Raw genomic sequence first — 21,981 nt, 5'->3', positions numbered from 1 at the left:
TTTATCGTTTTTTATGGTTCCAACAGGGTTCCAAGAACGTTCCGATAACGTTCCAATACGCAACATGCGCCGGTTGCCGGTCCCGCTACAGTTCCAGCACCAGACGTGCACCCTTCGCCCGCGAGCAGCACGTCATCATGCGCGACTGCGTCTCGCGCTCGGCACGCGTGAGCACCACGTCGCGATGATCGACGTCTCCCGCCAGCACGCGCACTTCGCACGAGCCGCACAAGCCCTCTTCGCAATCGCTCTGCACGTCGATATTGGCGCGGCGCAGCGCGTCGAGCACGGTCTGGTCCGGCGCGACGCTGAGCACCAGCCCTGAATCCTTGAGTTCGACTTCGAAAGCGTGTTCGTTGGCGGGATCGAGCTTGCCGACGCTCGCCGCGAAGTGCTCCACGCGCAATGCATCTTCGGGCCACACGGCGCTGGCCGTTTGCAAGGCGTCGAGCATACGTGCCGGACCGCACGCATAAACGCGCGTATGTGCATCCACTTGCAGCGCGCCGAAGTCGTGACGCGTGCCCTCTTCGGAAATGTGCAGGTGCAGACGCGCGCCATGCAGTCGAGCGAGTTCGTCGATAAACGCCATGCTCGTGCGCGAGCGGCCGCTGTAATGCAGTTCGTAATCGATGCCAAGTTCACGCGCACGGCGCGCCATCGCGCTGACCGGCGTAATGCCGATGCCGCCCGCGATAAAGATTGCGCGCCGCCCTTCTTCGTCGAGGCGAAAATGATTGCGCGGACCGCGGATTTTCAGGCGCATGCCTGCGCGCAGCGTGTCGTGCATCCACGCGGAACCGCCGCGGCTTGGCGTTTCGCGCAGCACGGCGATTTCGAATGCGCCGGCATCGGCGGGATCGCCGCACAGCGAGTATTGGCGCGACAGCCCCGTTTCGCCGCACTCTACGTCGATGTGCGCGCCCGGCGCCCAGCGCGGCAGCGCGCCGCCCGCGGGCGGCACCAGACGCAGGCGCACGATGCCGTCTGCCGCCGCTTCAACGCGCTCGACCACCACCGGTCGGCTCAACGCGTGCGCAGACGGCTCGCCGATGCGCACCGGCACTTGCGCCTGGAGCAACGCGGGCTGCGCGCGCTCGGGATTGCGGCTGACATCCCACTCCACCCAAAGATGCTCCGGACCCCGAAACGATGTATTCGGTACGTAGCTGAAAGTCTGATCGGCCAGACGCATATGCGGCAAGCGGCGCGTGAATTCCTCAAGGAAGATCTGCATCTCCATGCGCGCAAGGTTCTTGCCCATGCACTGATGCGATCCATAGCCGAACGTGACGTGATCGCTGGCATTGTCGCGACGGATATCGAACAGATCGGCATCGGCGAAATGGCGCTCGTCGTGATTCGCCGAGGACGTCACGATCAGCAGCTTCGCGCCCGCCGGAATATCGATGCCGCCAATGCACACGTCCCTGGTGGCAAGACGCCGCCACGCGGCCACCGAGCCGTTGTGGCGCAGGCACTCCTCCACCGCATTGGGAATCAGGCTGGGATCGTCGCACATCTCGCGCCACGCGTGCGGATGCTGGAGCAGCAGCTTCATTGCGTTGGCGGTGGCGTTGGCCGTGGTTTCGTGCGCGGCGACGATGCCGGCCATCATCATCGAATGCAGATACGAATCCGTGACCACCTCGGGATGGGTCTTCTGCTTGCGAATGCCGTACTGCATCCAGCCGGGGCCGTCGGGATTCTCGCGCATCTTGTCGAGCACCTTGCCCGCGAACTGCCAGAAGTTGCCCACGGCGTGGGCCACGGCCACCTGCTCCTCCGGACGCGGACGCCCCCACGTATTGACCGTGTGCGCGATCGAATACTGGCGCAGCAGATCCATGTCCTCTTCAGGCACGCCGAGAAAATGCAGCGCGACGGTGAGCGGCACTTCCCACAGCATCTGGTCGACCAGATCGGCGCGCCCATCGTCGATGAAACGGTCGACGTACTCGCGTGTGAGGCGGCGCACCATCGGTTCGTGGTGCTTGAGATGTTCCGGCGTGAACGGCTCCATCAACACGCGCCGCCGCGGCATATGCGCGGGCTCGTCTTCGTTGACCAGCGTGCGGTTCATCGCGTAGCCGTAGGACGCCAGCACCGCATTGGCCTCCGGGCCGGTGGGCGTGATCTTTTCGAGCGCAATGGAAGGCGAGAACGTGAGGTTGTCGCGGAACACGGCCTTGATGTCGTCGTAGCGCGTGACGACCCAGTAGCCCAGTTGCGGGCTATAGAACACCGGCTCCTGCTCGCGCGCCCAGCGCACGTATTCGGGCGGATCCTGCTGATAGCCGTCGCTGAACGGATCGAAGGCCGCCGCGTTCGCGCTGACCGGGCAGCGCGCCTGCGCCGCCGATGCCGCCTCTGCCGAAGCGGGCAAAGAATGCGGAAAAGGACAGCGCCCCGCCGCCGTGGGTTGGGAAGTCGTTGCGCTCATGCCACCGTCTCCTGCATTGCATTTTCGATTTGCGTAACTCTAGTACGCATTGCGTAATTCAGAGATAGTGGTTAACCTCGAAACATACGGTCACGCGGGCAACGTGGTCGCGCCTCTAGAATCGCCATATGAAAAAAGAGATATCAGGGACAGTTTCCGAAACGTCCGGATCCGGAATCGCGGTCACCCCGCGCGAACGACGTCAACGCGTGCAGTCCGCGCAGACCGGCATGGCCGTACTCAAGGGGCTGGCGCGCATGGGCGGCCGCGCGAGTCTGTCGGGTCTGGCCGCGCAGGTAGGCGAAAGCCCGGCTAAGGTGCACCGTTATCTGGTGAGCCTGATCGAAGAAGGCCTGGTTGCGCAGGACAGCGCCACGCAGCAATACCGGCTGGGCACCGAAGCGATGATGATTGGCGTGGCCGCGATGCGTCAGGCCGATCCGGTCCGCGTGGCCGAGCCCGCGCTCGCGCGGCTGCGCGAATTGCTCGAAGTGACGTCCTTCGTCGCGGTGATGGGCAACAAGGGGCCGACCATCGTGCGCTTCGAGGAATCGGGCCTGCCGGTGACGGTGAATGCGCGCGTCGGGTCGGTGATGTCGCTGCTCTGGTCGTCGACGGGCCGCACGTTTCTCGGCCTGCTGGACGACCGCCGCACGCTGGAGATGGCGCGGGAAGACTTCGCGCACGCCGCGCCCGATCTGCGCGCGCTGCTGGAAGCGCGCGACGCGCACGATCCTGTTGGCGCACTGCGCCGCGACGTGCAGGCGCAGGCACAGGCGCAAGGCTGCGTCAGTATCAAGGATACCTATCTAAAAGGGATTAGCGCGGTCTCCGCCCCGCTCTTCGATTACAGCGGCAAGATTTGCGCCGTGCTCACGGCGCTCGGCGCGACGGGGGGTTTCGACCCGTCGCCCGAGGGCGCGATCGGCCGGTCTGTACGCAACGAAGCGCTTGCTGCGAGTGCCTTGCTCGGCTACGTTGCGCCTGCGGCCTGATCAGGAACGCCCGGCTGGCGCACTGACCTTCACGAACGGCTTACCCGCCTGAGGCTGCGGCTGCGGCTGCTTTGGCAGATAGCCGTCGTCGAGTGTCTTCAGGAAGGCGATCACATCGTCGATATCGCGCGCATTCCAGGCGGGCTTGCCGCCTGCCTTGCGCGTGAGCGGTTCGTCCAGCACGTCGACGTTATCGCGCACCGTCGCCGGCAGATCGTCGAACTTCACGACATGGCCGTGTGCGTCCTTCGAATACCACTTCTGCGGCGCGGTATCGCGCTCCACATAGAAGCGCAGCGCGTCGCGCAAGGTGTGAAAGCGTCCGTTGTGGAAGAACACCTGGCGCGTGGCCGTATTGCGCAGCGTGGGCGTCTTGAATAGGCCGCAGTAGCTCTTGTTGCTGAGCTTGTCGGTGCGCACCGGGCCGCACAGGCCTTCATCGTAATAGTGGGGATCGCGGTTCGCGCGCAGTTCGGGATTGCGCGGCACGCCCAGCGCCTCGAACTGGAAGTCCGTAAAGAGCGGATGCGCGCCGTTCGCGCCCACCTGGTCGATATGGCAGGACGCGCAATTGCCGCTGTTCGGATCGTCGAAGAGCTTCTTGCCGCGCATTTCGCTTGCGCTCAGCTGCGCCTTGCCGTCGAGATAAGCGTCGAATTTGCTCGTGTACGGATGGAAGCTCGGGTCTTCCAGTTCGTAGCGCTCCACCGCCATCATCGCCTGACGCAGCGCGGTGTCGTTCGAAGCAAAAATCGTTTCGCCGAAGACCTGCTTGAATCGCGCTGCGTACGGTGCGCGCGAGAGCTTCGCGGCTACGTCGGCGGGATCGCGGTTGGCCATTTCGTTCGCGCTGAACAGCGGGAACAGCGCCTGGTCGTGCAGGCTGTTGAAGCGGCCGTCCCATGCGAAGCCGCCGGCGGGCGGGCTATCGGCATCGGTCAGGCGCTCGAACACGCTGGCCGCCTGCACATGCGTCCAGACGGGCGTGCGGTTGAGCACGTAACCCAGCGTCGGCACGGCGCGCGTGCCTTGCGTGCGTAAGTCCGGTCCGCCGAACTGCGCGGCGAGGCCATTGGGCGGTCCATACGCGTGCGCCGCGCTATGGCAGCTCGCGCACGACATGCGGCCCGAGGCGGACAGCGCGGGATCGTTGAAGATGAGCTTGCCGAGCGCGGCGGTGTCGCTGAGTTGCGTGGCGCCTGAAGCGGTTGCGGTGGTTGCGGGGGTTGCCGCGCTTGCTGCGGCATGAGACTGCGCTTGCGCCGCACCGATGCCCGGTGCGACAAAAGCCGCCAGCGCGGTAGCGCCGGCGGCCAGCGCAGTCGTGACGGCGCGACGCGCCGCCAGACTTGCGTGGAAAACAGTCATCAGCTTGGCTTTCGGTGGTTATCGGCTTAGAGATTCGTGAAGATGTCCTTGCCGAAGCCCGTGAGGCCCGCCTGACCTGCGTAGCCCAGGTGGCCGAGGCCAAACATGTCCTCGATGCTCTTGAGCATCGAATAGTGGTTGTAGCCCACCGTCGACACCGTACCCGGCTTGATGAACTTCGAGATCATCACGGCGCCGGTGCGGTCGCCGCCGTAGCTGGTCTTCGCCAGCACGAGGTTGATGTTGCCCGTGAGGCCTGCCGGCACCGTCATGCCCAGCTTCGTGAGGTACGCGGCCGGCACCGTGCCCATCGCCGACGATTGCGGGAACGTGCCCAGGTTCGGGCCTTCCTGCTGGCTGCAGCAGGTGTCGCCCGAGAACGTGAAGTCCACTTCGCTGGTGCTCGGCATCGTCACCGACGCGTAGCTGCTTTCGTCGAAGTTGATGATCAGCAGACCGTCCTGCTTGAACGCGGGCGATGCCGTGATGATGGGCACCCACTTCTGCAGGAAGGCGTCAGCCGACACCAGACCGCCCGTTGCGCCATTCGCGCACGGCGAATCGTGGCCGTCGTCGCAGGTGCTCGGCGTGATCAGGTTGAAGTTCGCCGTCGTCGCAACCTGCTGGAGGTCCGTCGTCAGGTTGTTCAGGTTGACCACGTTCGCCTGGCAGTCCGGCGAATCGATGATCGAGTGGAAGTACATGAACGGATTGTGACGCGTCGCATACGAGTCGCCTGCGGGCGTGGTCGCGTTCGGGGCTTCCTGGGTGTTGGTCAGGTCGGTGGTGCCCAGCGTCGGGTGGCCGCAGGTCGCGGCTTCGCGCGCCGGGTCGTTGCCCATGTCGCCTTCGTAGCCCTTCCACGTGAGGTTCGCGGCCTTTAGCTGGTCGGCGATGGTCTTCACGCTTGCGGGATACACGCAGCCCGTGCCGGTGGCTTGGCCGTCCGACGTCATGCCCGTGAGGTTGAAGTCCTCGTAGGTGGTGCAGTCGTTGTCGGTCTGCAGCGTGGGCGACTGGCCGCTGATCATCGAAATATAGTTGTCCAGGCTCACGTGGCCCGTGCCGTAGTACTGCTGCACCAGCGCGCCCTGCGCCGTGAGCGTGTTGGCCAGATACGGCGCCTTGGTGGTCGAGCTGAACGTCGTGGTGTAGTTCTCGTTTTCAAGCGTGATGATGAAAACGTGCTTGATCTGCTGGGTCGTTCCCGCGGTCGTGGAGTTGACGCTCGAGCCGCATGCGCTCACGAAAAGCGCGCACAGGAGCGCGGCGAAGATTGCGGCGAAACTGGCGCCGATCCTGCCGGTGAAGCGAACTGCCATGGGTATCCTCTGTTTTTGTCGAATCGTTATCGGGGTTGTTCGTCGTTTTCGACTTTCAAGTCGATATTTTTTTCGCCCATTCGAAACGCCTGCCATGCACCATGAATGGGCCGCGCAAGCTTAGGCAGCGTCTGTGACGGATCCGTGAAAAATACGGTCGTTTCGCCCGTATACCCGCCATATCGTTCGAACGAACTATGCTTGCGCACGCAACCAACCGGTCGGTCTGACATCGTCCTGCCACCCTGCGCCCCCTGTCAGTTCATGGATGAAACACGGCCGGGCTCCGCGCGACCGGCTATCATGTGAATTCGTACCGTAGATGGAACAATCGAATCACATGGCCTCCCCTCAAGAAAACGTCAGCATGGCGGTCTTCTGCGACTTCGAAAACGTCGCGCTCGGCGTGCGCGACGCGAAGATCGACCGCTTCGATATCAAGCCCGTACTCGAGCGGCTGCTGCTCAAGGGCAGCATCGTCGTGAAGAAGGCCTATTGCGACTGGGAGCGCTACAAGGGCTTCAAGGCGTCGATGCACGAAGCGAGTTTCGAACTCATCGAAATTCCACACGTGCGTCAGTCCGGCAAGAACTCCGCCGACATCCGCCTCGTGGTGGACGCGCTCGACCTCTGCTACACCAAATCGCACGTCGACACTTTCGTGATCGTGAGCGGCGACTCCGACTTCTCCCCGCTCGTCTCCAAGCTGCGCGAAAACGCGAAGAAAGTGATCGGCGTGGGCGTGCGGCATTCGACCTCCGATCTGCTGGTGGCGAACTGCGACGAATTCATCTTCTACGACGATCTGGTGCGCGAACTCGGGCGTGAATCGGGCCGCGAACAGCAGGCGCGTGGCAAGGGTCGCGGCGACAGCAACGCGAACGCCAAACGCAAGGACGGCGACGAGCGCCAGCAAAAGGGCGACAGCGCCGAAGACCGCGGCGAGGAACGCAAGCTCAAGGCGATCACGATGGTGGTGGAAACGCTCGATGCCCTCGGCTACGAGCGTGGCGACAGCGGCAAGATCTGGGCCTCGGTGCTCAAGAGCGCGATCAAGCGCCGCCGCCCCGATTTCAACGAGGCGCGCTACGGCTTCCGCGCCTTCGGCAACCTGCTGGAAGAAGCGCAGGCGCGCGGGCTGCTGGAAGTGGGCCGCGACGACAAATCCGGCACGTTCGTGACGCGCACGAGCCAACCCGAGAGCGTGGCCGCCGATGTCGCGACCAGCGCGGCAAGCGCGCCTGAAGCCGTCGCCACGCCGGTTGCGGAAGACACCGCCGCGCCGCGTCAGGACGATACGCGCTCGCGCCGCAAGGGCCGCCGCAATGGCCGCGGCAATGCGAAGGATGGCGCGCGCGAAGCACGCCAGCCGCAGCAGGAGTCGAAGCACGAGGCAGCACACGAAGCGCAGGAATCGCACGAATCGCAGGAAGTCGTGCAGACGCAGGAAATCTTCGATATCGAGTCGTTGCAGGAAACCGAGGCGGCTCACGCGCATTCGGCGCAATTGCATGACGATCTCTTCATCGACGAGGAGCCGCAACCGCTCTCGCACGAGTCCGCCCTGCCGCTGTTCGAGACTGCCGCGCCGGCACGCCGCGCGCGCAAGACGGCTGCACGCAAGAGCCCCGCGCGAAAAAAGGCTGCGAAGCCCGCGAAGGATGTCGCTCAGGCTGATGCAGCCCCGTTCGACGTCGAGGTAGCGGCCCAGCCAGAACCGGTTGCCGAAGCTACGCCCGAAACGGTAGCCGACGCGCCGAAGAAGAAAGCGGCAAGAAAAACGCCGGCTCGCCCGCGTCGCCCGCGCAAGACGGCAGAAGAAAGCTGATCGTCGCGGGGCATGCGTGGCCTGACGCCACGCCCGCCGATCAGTCAGTCACCAAACGGATTCGCCGGGCGCTTGCCCGGCGTTTCTTCTTTCGCGTCCTGGTCGCTGGACGCGTCGAAAGCGCCGAACGGATCGCCCGCTTTCGCGGGCGCATCGCCGCCGAAGGGATTTGTCTTTGCCCTGGGTGTGGATGCGCCGAACGGATTCGCGCTCGCGGACTTATGCGTGCCGCCGAATGGATCGCCCGCACGCGCCGGCGGCTCCGCTCCACCCTCTCCACCCTCGCCACCCTCTTCGCGCTCGCCCCCCTCCTCGCCCGCTTCCGCGGCAGCAAGGTTGTACTCGCGCTGCACCTGGGCGAGCACACCCGCGATAGCCGCTTCAAAACCCGCCGCATTGCCGAAATGGCGCATCGTCCAGTTGCAGCCGGTGCGATCGGGGTCCTGCGCCTGCGGGCGCGGCACGACGATCTTCACGCCATCCTCGACCACTTCCTGCAAGCGCTGCAGTCGGCGCTTCACTTCGTCCTGAAGCCGCGACGCGTTGAGTGTCTTGCGATGCATCGGGCACCTCCTTGTTCGTCCTCTAGATCAGGCGCGAGTCTAGCGCACGTCGGCGGGCTGATTCATATGCACGAGCGCATCGCGCATCGAATCGCTGGGAATCACGATCTGCCCGGTAAACGGCGTGTCGAGATCGACGATCACGTAAATTGACGAGGAAATCGATACCGCGCCCAGCCCGATCATCACCAGCGCCAGCGCGTTATGCGGCGCGATCAGGCCGAAGCTCAGAAAGATCAGCATGAGCCAGAGCGTGAGCATCACGAAGAAGGGCCGCGAAAGCGTGCTGTGCGCCTCCTCGATCAGACGCCAGCGCGTGTCGCGCACGCGGCCGAATACATCGCCCAGCCGCGTGGCCAATGCGCTCTGATAGCGGTCGCGCGGCGTGAAACTGCCGATATCGCGCCCGACCGAATTGAGCAGCGCGCCCAGTGGCACGCTTTCGAGTTCGCCGTCGTTCGCTCCCGGCACATGGGGATAGCTGCCCTCGGGCGCGCGCTCCTGCGGCCAGGTCGAGGCGATCGCCGCCGCCGTGTAACTGCGCAGCGCCGCCCGTGCGGCGTCGGCATCCGGGCCATAGTCGCGCAGGCGCGCGTCGAGCTGGATCAGGTCGGCCGCATAGGCGCGCATGTCGTTGGTGGCGTTGTCGTAGCTGCTCTTGGCCGACGCCGTGAGCAGGCTCAGCACCAGCGCCGCGAACGTCACGAGCATCCCCAGCACCAGTTGCACGAGCTGCACCGTCTCGTGCTTGCGATGCTCTTCCGGCAACAACGGCCGCAGCAAAATGCCTAGCCCCGTGCCGCCGAGCAGCAGCACGAACACCAGCGAGGCCATGCCGATCTCCATCATGCTCAGGCGCTCCTGTGCGGGTCGTCCGCTGGACCGTCCGCCGGGTTCTCCGCCATATCGGCGGAGGTTGCCGTGGCGTCCGGCACTTCATTGGCGGGCGGCTGCGGCGCGGGCATGGGCGGCTTCTGCGTGGCCATGTGCCCCGCCTCGCCCGGCAACAGCACGCCGGGATGCGCGCGTGGCACGGCGCGCTTCCACGCCACGTCCAGTTCCCGGCGGATCGAGTCGTAAATCTCCTTGGAAATCGAGCGATCCTCGTACATCGCCACCACGCGCGCGCGCCCTTCGCGCAGCGCGTAGAGCAGCATCATGCGCTGTTCCAGCACATCTGCGCCGTGGCCAAAGCAACTGCGCACATCGTCCAGGCCACCTTCGGCCTTTGCAATGCGGCCTCGCAGAATCGTGCCTAGCAGCTTCGCCAGCCGCTCGCCCAGCAGGGGCGTGAGACTCGTATCGGCGAACGCAATCAGTTCGTGCAGCACCACGCGCCGACACATCAGGAGTTCGAAGCGATCGGCCAGCGCGTCGGAGTACGGTTGCCGTATGCGCAGCCAGCGCGCGATAAAACGCGCGACGCGCAGCTCCGGCGTATCGGCAAGAATTTTTGCCGCCGCGCGCTGATAGCCGATGCGCCCACTCTCGCGCGCCGCCTCGATCATCGCATCGGTATTGCGCGTCATCGCGTCGAGGTTGCGGATCGTCACGATGCCGCTGCCGTACTGCGGAATCAGATCGCGCTCCTTCGCCGCGAGCGTAACGAGGCCGATGGCAAGCCGCTCGCGCTCGGACAGCGCCGCTTCGATATCGAAGGCCGTTGCGGTCATGTCGATGCTGCGGCGAAACGTGGCACAGGCTTCGTGCGCAATTTCATCGGGAATACGAAACGTTCGCGCCGCCGCATGCACCTGCTGCGACACACGAATCGACGACAATTGCACGGCTTGCTGCTGGATCGCTTCTTCCTGCGGCGAGAGCAGATCGAGCTTGAGCCTGCGGATCAGCAGTTTGAGCGACGAACCATTGACGATCAGGCTCACCAGCACGAAGCCGGTGGCGAGTATCGCCACGAAGCGGCGCGTGCTTTCGGGCAGCGCCTCGTTTTGCGCAAGACCCATTGCGAGCACCAGCGTCACCGCCCCACGCAGGCCGCCCCACGCGATCACGAGTTTGTATGCGGCGCTCACGGGCTCGGTGAGCTTCAGGCGGCTCAGGAGCGGCAGCATGCCAAACGCCACCACGAGGCGCGCGACAAACGCCACGACCACCACCACGGCGAGCGCGATCAGATCGATCAGATGCGCGTCACGCAGCGTCGCGGGAATCTGCATGGCGGCGAGCAAAAAGATCGCCGCGCCGGCCATTGCCGCCACCTGCTCCCAGATCAGTTGCAAATGCAACCAGTTGACGGGTGACAGGCGCGTGCGCCCGAGACCGCTGATGACGAGCCCGGCCGCCACGACCGACACCACGCCCGAGACATGCAGGACCTGATCGGCGAACAGATACAGCGGATACGGCAAAGCGAAACTCAGCGAGATTTCAGCCTTGCCCTCTCCGCCCAGCGCCGGTAGCAGATACGCAAAGGCGCGGCCCGCAAGGCCGCCGACCACCAGCCCCCCAATCAACTGAACACCCAACGTCCGCAACGCGGCCGTGCCGGTGGCCGCTGCGGCGTCGCCGGTGATTGCGGCAATCAGCACGCTGGCGATGGCGATCGCCGCGGCATCGTTCAACAGGCTTTCGCCTTCGACGAGACGCACGAGGCGCGCGGGCGCGCCTACCTCGCGGAACACGGCGAGCACAGCGGACGGATCAGTCGTGGCGATCATCGCGCCCAGCAGCAAGCCGTCCGAGAGCGGGCCCAGTCCGGTCAGGCGAATTGCGCCGCCCACCATCGCGGTCGCGACGAAAACGGCCACCACGGCGAGCAGCAAAATAGGCGCGGCGTCGCCGAGCATTTCACGCACGTTCACGCTGAGCGCCGCCTGAAACAGCAGGAGCGGCAGAAAAATCCAGAGATACGCTTCGGGCGGCAGGCGCGGCGCGAGCGCGGGCGTGACAACGCTCGCGGCCAGATGTGGCCACGCCTCGCCGCTCACGAGATAGATGCCGCCGAGTGCAAAGCCCCACGCGGCCAGCAACACCGATTCGGACAGCGCGAAGCGCAGGCTGACGGCTTGCACCAGCGCGATGCTCGCCAGCAGAAAACCGCTCAAGAGAAGAATATGGATGACCATCGTTTCCCGTGGTTTCCTGTGGTTTCCCGTTCGATGCGTAGGTATCCTTCGATTCTTGTGATGATCGGCCTGGGTCGCGGCACCTGCTGATTGCGCGCGCCCTCAGCGCGCAGGCAGCCACACCACCGTCAGCGATTTCACGCCTTGCGCGCCCTGAATCAGGACGCCTTCGATATCGGCTGTCGCGGACGGACCTGTGACCAGCGCCGCGTAGCGCGCGTCGCGAAAGTCATCGCGACGGTAAGCATCCTGCAAACCGGCAACCAGCGCGGCAGGATCGAGCAACACGTAAAGATGCTGCACCAGATAGCCAAGCGCATTGACGATGTACTCGCGCTCGCTCAACCACACCGAGCCGGTTTCCGCTACGCCAAAGCGCGCGCGTACCACGCCCACGTCGACATTCTCCAGCGAGGCGGGCGGCGTAGTCGCGGCGATGGCACGCGTGCCCGGCACCTCGGGCGCTGCCGACGCGATCGACACTGACGGACCCAGTCGCTCGCGTATCGCGGCCAGCACCGTCTCGCCGGAAGCGGCTTCGATTTCCTTGCCGCCCATCAGCGCCAGCGCGGCCGCGAAGCGCGGTCGCAACTCGCCCGGCGGCGCGTCGAACAGCGGTACCTCGGGGAGCGCCTGCGGCGCAGGCTGCGCAGCCCGCACGCGCGCAAGGAACGCTTCACGCGTTGCCATCGCTACCTCCCTGGCCGCCACTGCCGTTGCGTTTGCGGTTCTTGCGATACCACGCATGAAACGTCGCGCCCGGCGCTTGCGGCAAACTGCGTTGCTTGCCCCAGATATTGAGCGGGTTATAGAGCACAAAATTAGGCAAACGCCGCAGCGCGCCATCGAGCGATGACACCGCCGTTCGATACAGCCTCGGACTGGCCAGCAATCGCCCCGCCATCTTCAGCACCTCCTGCTTCACGAATGGCACCGCATGCTGCGCGGCGATCACCTCGCGCCATTGGTAAATCTGCTCGTGAATATTGATCTTCACAGGGCAGACATTTGTGCAACTGCCATTGAGCGTCGAAGCGAATGGCAACGCGCTAAAACGCTTTAAATCGAAAGTCGGATTGATAATCGCGCCAATCGGACCGGCGTAGGTACTGCCATAAGAAAGGCCGCCGCTGCGCCGATACACCGGACAGGTATTCATACACGCGCCGCAGCGGATGCATTTGAGCGAATACCAGAAGTCCGGCATGGCCAGCCGCGCGCTGCGCCCGTTATCCACCAGCACGAAATGCAGTTCTGCGCCCTCTCGCGGCGCGCGGAAATGAGAGGTGTATTGCGTGATCGGCGAGCCGAGCGCACTGCGCGACAGCATGCGGATAAACACGCCCAGATCGGAAAGGCGTGGAATCAGCTTTTCGATGCCCATCGAAACGATATGCACGGGCGGCACGTTGGCGGAGAGATCGGCGTTGCCTTCGTTGGTGCAGACCACGACGGTACCCGTTTCCGCCACCGCAAAATTGCAGCCCGTCATGCCGCCGGTCTTTTCGCGCACGAACCACGGACGCGTATTCATACGCTGGCTATGCGCGAGATAGTGAATGTCGTTGTTCGCGGGATCGGTGCCGATGGTGCGGCCGAAAACTTCGGCCACGTCGTCGCGCAATTTATGCACGGCGGGCACGACGATATGACTGGGCGGCTCGCCATCGAGTTGCTGGATGCGCTCGCCCAAATCGGTTTCCATCACGGCGATGCCGCGCTGCTCCAGATACGGACGCATTTCGCATTCGTCGGTGAGCATCGATTTGCTTTTGACGAGCGCGGTAATGCCGCGTTCGCTGAGAATGCGATAGACCGTCTCGTTGTGTTCGCCCGCTGAATCGGCCCAATGGACTTTCACGCCGTTCGCTTCCGCTGCGCGCGAGAACTGGTCGAGATAATCGGCGAGATGCGAAAGCGTGTGCGCCTTGATCGCGGAGGCCAGTTCGCGCAGCGTTTCCCATTCAGCAATCGCGTGCGCCTGGGCGTCGCGTTTCATGCGCAAATCCCAGAGCCGTTTGTCGTGGAAATCGACATGTTCCGGGTGCGCCAGAAAACTGCCCGCGAGTTTCGCGTGTTCGACGCGCTTCGAAGTTTTCTCCGGCGTGCTCATTCGCGTGCTCCGTTGAGGACCTGCGCGATATGAATGAAGCGCACATCGGCTTTCATTCGCTCCGCGCAGCCTTGCTGATGCATCAGGCACGACATGTCGCCCGACACGATGTATTGCGCGCCCGCGCTCACATGATCGACGATCTTGTCCTGGCCCATGCGTACCGAGACGGCTTCTTCCGTGACGGCAAAGGTGCCGCCAAAACCGCAGCATTCATCGGGACGCTTGGGCTGCACGAATTCGATGCCTTTTACGCTGCGCAGCAAAGCGAGCGGCTTGGAAAACGGCGTGCCCGCGACTTCGGAAATCGAGGCTTCGTGCAGATGGCGCAATGCACTGCAACTGTTGTGCAGACCCACGCGCCAGGGAAATTCGGCCCACGGGAATTCGCGCACGCCCAGGATGTCGTGCAGAAATTCCACCAGTTCATAGGTATTGGCGCGCACGCGGCGCACCTCGTCGGTCTGCTCGATCGCGGTCAAATGATCCCGCACGTGATTCACACAGCTCGCCGATGGCCCGACGATGTAGTCATAACCCGCGAAGGCGCGCGCGAATACGCGCTCCGCTCCCGCCGCTTCGGCCTGTGCGCCGCTGTTGGCCATCGGCTGGCCACAGCAGGTCTGGTCGAGCGGGTAGTCCACCTCGCAGCCCAGCCGCTCGAGCAATTCCAGCGTGGCAATTCCGACTTCGGGATAAAACGCGTCGATGAAACACGGGACGAACAGGGCGACTTTCATGCGGGGCTCGTGCGGAAAGCGGACCGGACCATTCTAGCGCCGTTCCGCGCCGCAAGCGCTTAAGCGGTGCGCTGATCCGGGGGCTGGGCGGCACGGCCTCCCCCGAGCCGTGCCGCAGTGCAGCGAGCGCGCCCTGCCGTGATCTGCCCTGCGCCGCCCCGCCTTCCTCTGCTCGCCTAAAAGTTGTGGCGGATGCCCGCGATCACCGCCAGTTGTTTGTCGGTATCCGAATTCACCAGATTGGGGATTTGCGCGAGATTGCGCGTGCCGCCCGACGCATCGATACCCAGCCCAGCGCCCGACGACTTCTGGCCAATTGCGACCGCATAAAGCGCGGTGCGTTTGGAAAGGTTGTACACCGTGCCCAGATTGATCTGGTGGATGCGGGTAGATGAACCATCGCTCGGGTGCGCATCATTGAAGATATACGCAAAACCGAATTGCAGTGCGGGCGAGTATTGCCACATCGTATTGAGTTCAGCGATATCGAAGGAGATATTCACACCCTGCGGTTGCGCCGTGCTCGCAAAATACTGGCTTTGCGAATACCGCGTATGGGTATAGCTCAGCGCGACCGTGATCTTGTCGAAAGCGTACGAGCCGCCCGCGCCCCAGATATCGACCTTTTGCGCATTCTGCAATTCGCAATACGAGGCGTCAGTATTGGCGCAACTCAGATCGCCGATATAGGCGCTCTCCCCGCCCAGCGCGGCCTGCATCGGATTGTGCAATTGCAGATAGCCCGCCGAAAGCGCGAGCGGTCCGTTCGCGTAATTGGCGGCGAGCGACCAGCCGCGATTCTGCGAGAAATTGCCCGCTACGCCGCCGAGGCTAAACAGTCCGCCCACGGTGAAGCCGCCAAAACTCGGGCTGATGTATTTGATCGAATTGTTGAAATTGAACGCTTCGTTGAGATTGTCGACGTCGCCGAAATGCGAGCCGTAGAGCGTCGCCCAGTTATTACTCGATGCATACGCGCCCATATAGTCCGAGAACGGATCGTATTGGCGGCCCAGTGTGATCGCGCCATAGGTTCCGTTCGCCACGCCGACCCACGCGTTGCGATTGAAGAGCGTGCCGCTTTGCAGCAGCGCGCCGTTCTGCGTAAAGATGCTGTTTTCCAGCGTGAAATTCACCGTGGTGCCGCCGCCGATATCCTCGCTGCCCATCAAGCCCCAGCGCGACGGCACCAGATTGCCGCCGGCCAGTTGCCAGTTCGAATGACCGTCGGTGTGGCCGTCCGCATGCGTAGTCTGCTGATTGGTCGAATAAACGAGGCCCGCGTCCACGGTGCCGTAGAGCGTCACGGAGGACTGCGCGTGCGCGCCTGCGGTGAGCGTCGCGAGCGCGCACGAAGCCAGCGCCAGCGCCGTGCGCTTGACGAATTGATCTGCCATGTCGTTGTCTGTCGTTTTGAAGTGTGAGGGAGCGACGCGCGAATCGATGCACGCGCGTCGTCCGCTATGGGACTTCTTTTTAAATAGGATTACGTATTGATTCAATCAGACGGCGTGAGCCGTCGAATCAATCCGCCTTACTGGCCGAAGCGTGCGTAGACGTCCGGGCGGTGGCGCTTGAGCACGAAGCCCAGCGTGATACCTGCGACCGCCACGGCCAGCACGATCCACGGGAACGAACGCACGATTGCGCTATCCGAGCCGCTCAACGCGTCGAGATTGCCGATCAGCACGAAGCCGATCCACAGCAGCCCGATCCCGCCGAGAACTGGCGCAAGGAGTGCGTGCCAGAGGCGCGTGTCCTTCTTCGTGGCGCGGAAGTACGACGCCACCGAAAAACTCGTGACGGCCTGCAGCATCACAATGCCGATCGTGCCGAGCGCCGAAGTGCAGCTAAACACGATGTTGAACGGGTCCGCGCCCGCGACCACGTAGAGCGCCACCGGGACCGCCACCGTGAGCGTCTGCAGGTAGCTGGCGAGATACGGCGAAGCATACTTCGCATGCAGACGGTCGAGCTTTTTCGGCAGGATGCCTTCAACCGACAGCGCGTGGATGTAACGCACGATCGTGTTATGGAACGACAGCAGGCTCGCGAAGATGCTGGAAAGCAGCAGGAAGCTCATCGTCGTGGTCATCGCGCCGCCCAGATATTTGCTGGACTGGATGAACCAGAAGTCGCCGGGCTGTTTGGTGGCCACATCGGCCACATCCTTCAGGCCATATGCGCACACGATGGTCCACGTGACGAAGGCGAAGAACACCAGGATCAGCGTGACCGACACATAGGTTGCGCGCGGCACCGTCACCTTCGGGTCGCGGCATTCCTTGCCGTAAATCGCCGTGGCCTCGAAGCCGATAAAGGATGCCAGCGCGAACATCACCGCGATGCCCATATGTCCGCTGAACACATGCTGCGGCGAGAACGGCGCGAGCGTGAGGCCATCCGGGCCGCCGTGGTGAATCACGATCGCAATCGACAGCACCAGCAGAATGCCCATTTCGAGGCACATCAGCACGCCCAGCAGGCGGCTGTTGAGGTCGATGCCGCGCAGGCCCGTGATCTGCACGATGACGATGCAGGCGAACGAGTAGGCGTACCACGGCATCGCGCTATGCAGCAACGGCCCGAGCACGACGGTGCAGAAAAACCCGAAAAGGCCGTAGAGGGCGATCTGGATGCAGGTGTACGAAAGCAGCGCGACCAGCGCGCCCGCCATGCCCAGCGGCCGCCCGAATCCTGCGGTGATATAGGCGTAAAACGCGCCGGCGCGCACGATATGACGGCTCATCGACGCGAAGCCGACGCTGAACACGAGCAGCACGACGCCTGCGATGACAAAGGCGCCAGGAATGCCCGCGCCATTGCCCAGACTGATGGCGGGCGGCACGGCGCCCAGCATGCCGGTGAGCGGCGCCGCCGCCGAGATCACGAGAAACACGATTTGCCACAGGCCGAGCAGGCTGCGCTGCGGGACGGCCGCGCGGTCTGCCTCGGCGTCGCCGACAAGTCCGGCGCTTGAATACGGTTCGTTCATCGATGCCTCTGCTGGTGTCTGTTCTGATTGCGCCGCGCGACACGATGAAGAACCGCGTGCCTCAGGCGCTCTGGGGACCGGATCTCGCTTAAGCCATTTCGAGATTCGATTGGAGCGCATGGTAGGCAGCTAAAAAATTGAGCGACCTGGCTGATCGCGCCAAATTTTCGATAAAGTGCGCCAATGCGACTGCGGGTTTTTACTTAACGCAATTCTGGCGCGCAAATTGATTCGGATGACGAATGGATTTTTAATCGCAAACAGGCCGTGAAACAAACAAAAGCCTTACGCCGAAAATTAATCCGCCCTGCCCCAATTGCGCGTCGCGCGCCAGAGCACCGTGGCGTCCGCGTAGCCCACTGCGCGGGCGACGGCGGCGTTGGTCATGCCGTCCTGCTCGCGCAGCACGGCCACGCTGCGCTGGCGCTCCTCGCGAATGATTTCGCGTACGGACGTCCCGGCTTCGGTTAGATGGCGTTGCAGCGAGCGGTTGGACAGGCCCAGATCGCGCGCGATATCGGCCACCACGAGTTTTTCGCGCGCGAGCCGTCGCGTCACCAGATCGCGCACCTGATCGACGAGATCGTGCGGCACGGTATCGCGTTTGATGAGGTCGGTGGCGTGGCGCTCCATCATGCGCGCCAATTGCGTGTCGGCGCTCTTGAGCGGCGCGTCGAGATCGTGCGGATGCAGCACTACGCCATTTTCAGGCTGCTGGAAGCGCACCGGCACGCGAAAGATGCGCATATAGGGCTTGATGTCGGCGGGCGCAGCGTGTTCGAAGTGCACTTCCACCGGCATCCACGAAGCGCCATACACCTGCCGGATCATGTGGCACATCGCGCTCATGCTGTATTCGGCATCCTGGCGGCGCGGCCAGATCGACGCGTGCGCCACGCGATAGCTCCACATCGGCCACGCGTTGTCGCGTACGAGATCCACGAGCGTGCCGCTTTGCCACGAGGCAAGCGCATCGGTGAACTTGCGGATCGCCGAGCCCAGCGTGGGCGACGACATGAACACGAGACCTGCCGGCCCCATTTCGGTGAGCTGCAATTCGTTGCCCAGGCGCAGCCCCAGGCAAGGTTCGTCGAGCACCTGCGCTGCGCGCTCGAATGCGCCCACATAGCGCCCGAGCGGCACGATTTCATAGGGATCGGAAAGCTGCCGGCGGCTCAGTCCGAACTCGGCCAGCAGCGCGTCGCAGTCCGCTCCGGCGGCGTCCAGCGCCCGCACGATCGGGCCCATCACGGCGCCCCGGATCATCGGAAAGCCGTTGCTGACAGGGACTCTTTTCATGTCTCTCTCCGTGGGGCCGCAGGTTTGTCTCAATGCGCGTCGGCATTGGCAGCGGCCGCTTCTCGTTTGTTCGTTCGCTCTGTCTCTGGCGCACTCTATCGCCCCTTTGGCGCGTTTTGCAAGCGCGAAAAAAATATGGCGTTTTTACGATTGCTGCACGACATCGCCCCCGATTTCACGCCCCACGAGGCCACGGGCCTGCCGCTTCATCGCATCGTTTGCGGTCCCACGTCATCCTTACGAAATGCTTATGAACACGAATCCGAATTCGCATCCGCTCGACCCGCTGAGCCTCGCTGAAATGCAGCTCGCCTGTGACATCGTGAAGGCCGCCGAGCAGCTCGACGAATATGGGCGCTTTCCCGTGACCGAATTGCAGGAACCACCCAAGGCCGAGGTGCTGGCGTGGCAACAGGGTGAGTATTTTTCGCGTCGCGCCTTCGTGATCGCCATCGACCGCACGCGCAGCCAGACGATCGAATTCGTGGTCGATCTGCGCGAAAAGAAAGTGCAAACGCGTAAGGCGCTCGCGCTGCAAAGCGCACCGTTCGGCCAGCCGCCCGTGATGATCGAGGATTTCATCAACGCCGAGCGCATCGTCAAGGAAGACCTCGCGTGGCGCGAAGCCGTGAAAAAACGCGGCCTGACCGACGCCGATCTCCTCAACGTGCAGGTCGATCCGTTTTCGGCGGGCGCCTTCGACCGCCCAAGCGAAGGCGGCCGCCGTCTCGTGCGCTGCGTGAGCTACTACCGGGAAAACCCGACCGACAACGGCTACGCGCATCCGATCGAAGGCGTGGTGGCGGTGGTCGATCTGCTCGAACAAAAGGTGATCGAGCTCGTCGATGACGGCCGCATCATTCCCGTTCCCCGGGCCAAGCATAACTACGACACGCCGAGCCTCGGCCAACCGCGCGACACGGTCAAGCCGCTGTCGATCAGCCAGCCCAAAGGTCCGAGCTTCACTATCGACGGCTGGCAGGTTGCCTGGCAGAACTGGACATTCCGCGTGGGCTTCACGCCGCGCGAAGGGCTCGTGCTGCACCAGATCACCTGGGACGACGGCAAGAGCGCGCCGCGCCCCATCGTCTACCGCGCCAGCGTGACGGAGATGTGCGTGCCCTACTCCGATCCCACCACGAACCACTACTGGAAAAGCGCATTCGATGCGGGTGAATACGGTCTGGGCAAGCTCGCCAACCAGCTCGAACTGGGCTGCGATTGCCTGGGCACGATCCGCTATTTCGACATTCCATCCGCCGACGATTTCGGCAACAGCTTCACGATGAAGAATGCCGTGTGCCTGCACGAAGAAGATTACGGCACGCTCTGGAAGCACTATGAATTCCGCACCGGCGTGTTCGAAATGCGCCGCTCGCGCCGCCTCGTAATTTCGTTCTTCGCCACCGTCGGCAATTACGACTACGGCTTTTACTGGTACTTCTATCAGGACGGCACGATCCAGCTCGAATGCAAGCTCACGGGCATCATCCAGACGTCGGCGGTGGCGGACGGCGATACGTATCCGTGGGGCGGCATGGTGACCGAGAATCTCGGCGGTCCGACGCATCAGCACTTCTTCAACGCGCGTCTGCATATGATGGTCGACGGCGAAAAGAACTCGGTCACGGAGCACGAGTTCGTGCCGCGTCCGATGGGCGGCGACAACCCCTACGGCAATGTGTTCGACACCACCAAACGCGTGCTCAAAACCGAGCAGGAAGCCGCCCGCAACGCTAACGGTCAAACCGGCCGCTTCTGGAAGGTCGTCAATCCGAATGTGAAAAACCGCGTGGGCGCGAACCCTGGCTACAAGCTCATCATCAACGATTCGCCGCTGATGCTGGCCGATCCTGATTCGAAGGTGCGTCAGCGCGGCGGCTTCGCGACGCGTCATGTGTGGGTCACGCCGTACGACACGACGCAACGCTACGCCAGCGGCGACTATCCGAACCAGCACGCGGGCGGCGACGGTCTGCCGCGTTATATCGAAGCCAACCGCAACGTGGAGAACGAAGATATCGTGCTGTGGCACAGCTTCGGCCATACGCATGTCTGCAAGCCCGAGGATTTCCCGGTGATGCCCGTGGAATACGCCGGCTTCATGCTCAAGCCGAATAACTTCTTCTACGGTAATCCCGCGATGGATCTGCCGGGCGGGCGCGACCCGCACAGCGTGCAGGACGGTGCGCCGGATACCGCGCCGTCGTGCTGCGGCAGCAAGAAGTAAGCGCATATCATGTGGCGCGCGGCTGCCATCTGGTGCGCGGTAACGGGCGGCGCGGTAGCGTTGGCGGCAGGCATCATGCTGGGTGCGATGCAGGCTGGCGCGAGCGCCACCGCATTCGCCGCGAGCGCCATCGCCTTAGTGGCGATGGCGTTACTGCCGCCGCTATTCGCGCGCCGCTTTGGCGCTCGGGCGACGTTGCCCTGCGCCGCCGCGCTCGTGATCACGACGGGGGCGATGAGCTTCGCTGCGACACAGGCGCGCTCCGGCGTGACGCAAGATATGTTTGCGCTGGTGTTCGCAGGTATCGTGCTGTTAATCGTAGCCCGTCGACTTGATTCGGATAGCTTATCTTTCATCCTTCCATCTATCCGCGCAGTTAGATTCATTCGGCCCGGAAAAGGCGCGCTGATCGGCGCGGCATTGCTCGCCGGCATGTCCAGCGGCGTGCTTGCACGTTTCCAGATTTTCGCGCTGTGCGGTGCGGGGCCGTTCTCGCTCACGCACCTGTTTCTTTCGCTTGGCGTGGCGATTGGCGCGGGTGCGTGCCTGCAACGTATCGAGCGCCGTCACGCGCTGGTATGGCTCTTTTCGTTACGGGGCGCGTTGCTCGCGGCATTGACGCTCGACACACTCGCGCCGTGGTCGCTTTATGCCGCCCCGGCGTTCGCCGTGCTCGATGCGCTCACGTTACCTACGCTGTTGCGCACTCACACGCACTACGACGCGCAACATGACGCGCATCACACGGCGCCAGGCGGCTGCGCGGGCGTCGCGCATCACTTCGGCATGCTCGTGGGCGCGGCATTTTCCACCACCTCGTGGGGCTTCGGTCAGGGCTTTTACAGCCTTTTTCTGGGTGCTGCCGTGCTCAATCTCATGTGTGCATCGGCACAGATGACGCGCCCGAATCGTCATTCGATCAGCCGTTACTTTAGCTCCACCCCATCCAGCGGAATCGACTTCCGCTAGCCACTCATCCAATCAGGAGACGCAATGGAC

At 63.5% G+C, this 21,981-nt stretch carries 15 protein-coding genes and 1 pseudogene; 4 read left to right on the top strand and 12 right to left on the bottom strand.

The features are described from left to right. Window positions 1–85: 85 nt before the first annotated feature. Window positions 86–2,443: a cytochrome P450/oxidoreductase gene (locus tag F3J17_RS14270; RefSeq protein WP_167059331.1), complete on the bottom strand. Its 2,358-nt coding sequence runs from the start codon at window positions 2,441–2,443 to the stop codon at window positions 86–88. A gap of 128 nt (window positions 2,444–2,571) precedes the next feature. Between F3J17_RS14270 and F3J17_RS14265 the strand changes: the two genes are divergently transcribed. Continuing rightward, window positions 2,572–3,438, top strand: a complete 867-nt coding sequence (locus F3J17_RS14265) for an IclR family transcriptional regulator (RefSeq protein ID WP_167059328.1) — start codon at window positions 2,572–2,574, stop codon at window positions 3,436–3,438. Here the strand turns inward: F3J17_RS14265 and F3J17_RS14260 are convergent, their stop codons facing one another. Continuing rightward, window positions 3,439–4,806: a cytochrome c peroxidase gene (locus F3J17_RS14260; protein ID WP_167059325.1), complete on the bottom strand. Its 1,368-nt coding sequence runs from the start codon at window positions 4,804–4,806 to the stop codon at window positions 3,439–3,441. It lies immediately after the preceding gene. Between the two features lie 26 nt (window positions 4,807–4,832). Then, complete coding sequence (locus tag F3J17_RS14255; protein ID WP_167059323.1) at window positions 4,833–6,128, bottom strand: alkaline phosphatase family protein; 1,296 nt, start codon at window positions 6,126–6,128, stop codon at window positions 4,833–4,835. 340 nt (window positions 6,129–6,468) lie between these two features. Between F3J17_RS14255 and F3J17_RS14250 the strand changes: the two genes are divergently transcribed. Next, window positions 6,469–7,956 carry an NYN domain-containing protein gene (locus tag F3J17_RS14250; RefSeq protein ID WP_167059320.1) on the top strand — a complete coding sequence of 496 codons (1,488 nt, stop codon included), beginning with the start codon at window positions 6,469–6,471 and terminating at the stop codon, window positions 7,954–7,956. Between the two features lie 329 nt (window positions 7,957–8,285). Here the strand turns inward: F3J17_RS14250 and F3J17_RS14245 are convergent. The 9 genes and pseudogenes from F3J17_RS14245 to F3J17_RS14205 form a co-directional block, all read right to left on the bottom strand. Continuing rightward, window positions 8,286–8,519 (bottom strand): annotated as a pseudogene (locus F3J17_RS14245) (hypothetical protein); the annotation flags it as partial. A gap of 39 nt (window positions 8,520–8,558) precedes the next feature. Next, window positions 8,559–9,368 carry a hypothetical protein gene (locus F3J17_RS14240; protein WP_167059317.1) on the bottom strand — a complete coding sequence of 270 codons (810 nt, stop codon included), beginning with the start codon at window positions 9,366–9,368 and terminating at the stop codon, window positions 8,559–8,561. A 2-nt stretch (window positions 9,369–9,370) separates the two neighbouring features. Then, window positions 9,371–11,605, bottom strand: a complete 2,235-nt coding sequence (locus F3J17_RS14235; protein ID WP_167059314.1) for a cation:proton antiporter — start codon at window positions 11,603–11,605, stop codon at window positions 9,371–9,373. 102 nt (window positions 11,606–11,707) lie between these two features. Next, the gene (locus F3J17_RS14230) at window positions 11,708–12,295 is read right to left on the bottom strand and encodes an LUD domain-containing protein (protein WP_167059307.1); all 588 of its coding nucleotides are present in this window, start codon (window positions 12,293–12,295) and stop codon (window positions 11,708–11,710) included. After that, on the bottom strand, window positions 12,282–13,718 hold the full coding sequence (locus F3J17_RS14225; protein WP_167059304.1) for a lactate utilization protein B: 1,437 nt from the start codon (window positions 13,716–13,718) through the stop codon (window positions 12,282–12,284). The genes F3J17_RS14230 and F3J17_RS14225 overlap by 14 nt, the downstream gene beginning before the upstream one ends. Next, window positions 13,715–14,458 (bottom strand): (Fe-S)-binding protein, encoded by a 744-nt coding sequence (locus tag F3J17_RS14220; protein WP_167059301.1) that lies wholly within the window; start codon window positions 14,456–14,458, stop codon window positions 13,715–13,717. The genes F3J17_RS14225 and F3J17_RS14220 overlap by 4 nt, the downstream gene beginning before the upstream one ends. A 176-nt stretch (window positions 14,459–14,634) precedes the next feature. Next, window positions 14,635–15,855, bottom strand: coding sequence for a porin (locus tag F3J17_RS14215; RefSeq protein ID WP_167059298.1), 1,221 nt, complete (start codon window positions 15,853–15,855; stop codon window positions 14,635–14,637). A gap of 137 nt (window positions 15,856–15,992) precedes the next feature. After that, entirely contained in the window at window positions 15,993–17,453 is a 1,461-nt protein-coding gene (locus tag F3J17_RS14210) for an APC family permease (RefSeq protein ID WP_167059293.1), read from the bottom strand. 297 nt (window positions 17,454–17,750) lie between these two features. Further along, window positions 17,751–18,752, bottom strand: coding sequence for an AraC family transcriptional regulator (locus tag F3J17_RS14205; protein WP_167059286.1), 1,002 nt, complete (start codon window positions 18,750–18,752; stop codon window positions 17,751–17,753). 250 nt (window positions 18,753–19,002) lie between these two features. Here F3J17_RS14205 and F3J17_RS14200 point away from each other — a divergent pair, with 250 nt between their 5' ends. Both F3J17_RS14200 and F3J17_RS14195 read left to right on the top strand, forming a co-directional pair. Beyond that, window positions 19,003–20,982: a primary-amine oxidase gene (locus tag F3J17_RS14200; protein ID WP_167059283.1), complete on the top strand. Its 1,980-nt coding sequence runs from the start codon at window positions 19,003–19,005 to the stop codon at window positions 20,980–20,982. Between the two features lie 9 nt (window positions 20,983–20,991). Beyond that, the gene (locus tag F3J17_RS14195; RefSeq protein ID WP_167059280.1) at window positions 20,992–21,951 is read left to right on the top strand and encodes a hypothetical protein; all 960 of its coding nucleotides are present in this window, start codon (window positions 20,992–20,994) and stop codon (window positions 21,949–21,951) included. Window positions 21,952–21,981 lie beyond the last annotated feature (30 nt).

The organism is Burkholderia sp. Ax-1719 (genome assembly GCF_011753055.1).
Lineage (GTDB): Bacteria > Pseudomonadota > Gammaproteobacteria > Burkholderiales > Burkholderiaceae > Paraburkholderia.
This window is presented reverse-complemented; position numbering and strand designations above follow the sequence as displayed.

Bases quoted from the DNA above. Each gene is read 5' to 3' on its own strand.
- F3J17_RS14270 (WP_167059331.1), bottom strand. From the start codon at position 2,443: ATGAGCGCAACGACTTCCCAACCCACGGCGGCGGGGCGCTGTCCTTTT.
- F3J17_RS14265 (WP_167059328.1), top strand. From the start codon at position 2,572: ATGAAAAAAGAGATATCAGGGACAGTTTCCGAAACGTCCGGATCCGGA.
- F3J17_RS14260 (WP_167059325.1), bottom strand. From the start codon at position 4,806: ATGACTGTTTTCCACGCAAGTCTGGCGGCGCGTCGCGCCGTCACGACT.
- F3J17_RS14255 (WP_167059323.1), bottom strand. From the start codon at position 6,128: ATGGCAGTTCGCTTCACCGGCAGGATCGGCGCCAGTTTCGCCGCAATC.
- F3J17_RS14250 (WP_167059320.1), top strand. From the start codon at position 6,469: ATGGCCTCCCCTCAAGAAAACGTCAGCATGGCGGTCTTCTGCGACTTC.
- F3J17_RS14240 (WP_167059317.1), bottom strand. From the start codon at position 9,368: ATGATGGAGATCGGCATGGCCTCGCTGGTGTTCGTGCTGCTGCTCGGC.
- F3J17_RS14235 (WP_167059314.1), bottom strand. From the start codon at position 11,605: ATGGTCATCCATATTCTTCTCTTGAGCGGTTTTCTGCTGGCGAGCATC.
- F3J17_RS14230 (WP_167059307.1), bottom strand. From the start codon at position 12,295: ATGGCAACGCGTGAAGCGTTCCTTGCGCGCGTGCGGGCTGCGCAGCCT.
- F3J17_RS14225 (WP_167059304.1), bottom strand. From the start codon at position 13,718: ATGAGCACGCCGGAGAAAACTTCGAAGCGCGTCGAACACGCGAAACTC.
- F3J17_RS14220 (WP_167059301.1), bottom strand. From the start codon at position 14,458: ATGAAAGTCGCCCTGTTCGTCCCGTGTTTCATCGACGCGTTTTATCCC.
- F3J17_RS14215 (WP_167059298.1), bottom strand. From the start codon at position 15,855: ATGGCAGATCAATTCGTCAAGCGCACGGCGCTGGCGCTGGCTTCGTGC.
- F3J17_RS14210 (WP_167059293.1), bottom strand. From the start codon at position 17,453: ATGAACGAACCGTATTCAAGCGCCGGACTTGTCGGCGACGCCGAGGCA.
- F3J17_RS14205 (WP_167059286.1), bottom strand. From the start codon at position 18,752: ATGAAAAGAGTCCCTGTCAGCAACGGCTTTCCGATGATCCGGGGCGCC.
- F3J17_RS14200 (WP_167059283.1), top strand. From the start codon at position 19,003: ATGAACACGAATCCGAATTCGCATCCGCTCGACCCGCTGAGCCTCGCT.
- F3J17_RS14195 (WP_167059280.1), top strand. From the start codon at position 20,992: ATGTGGCGCGCGGCTGCCATCTGGTGCGCGGTAACGGGCGGCGCGGTA.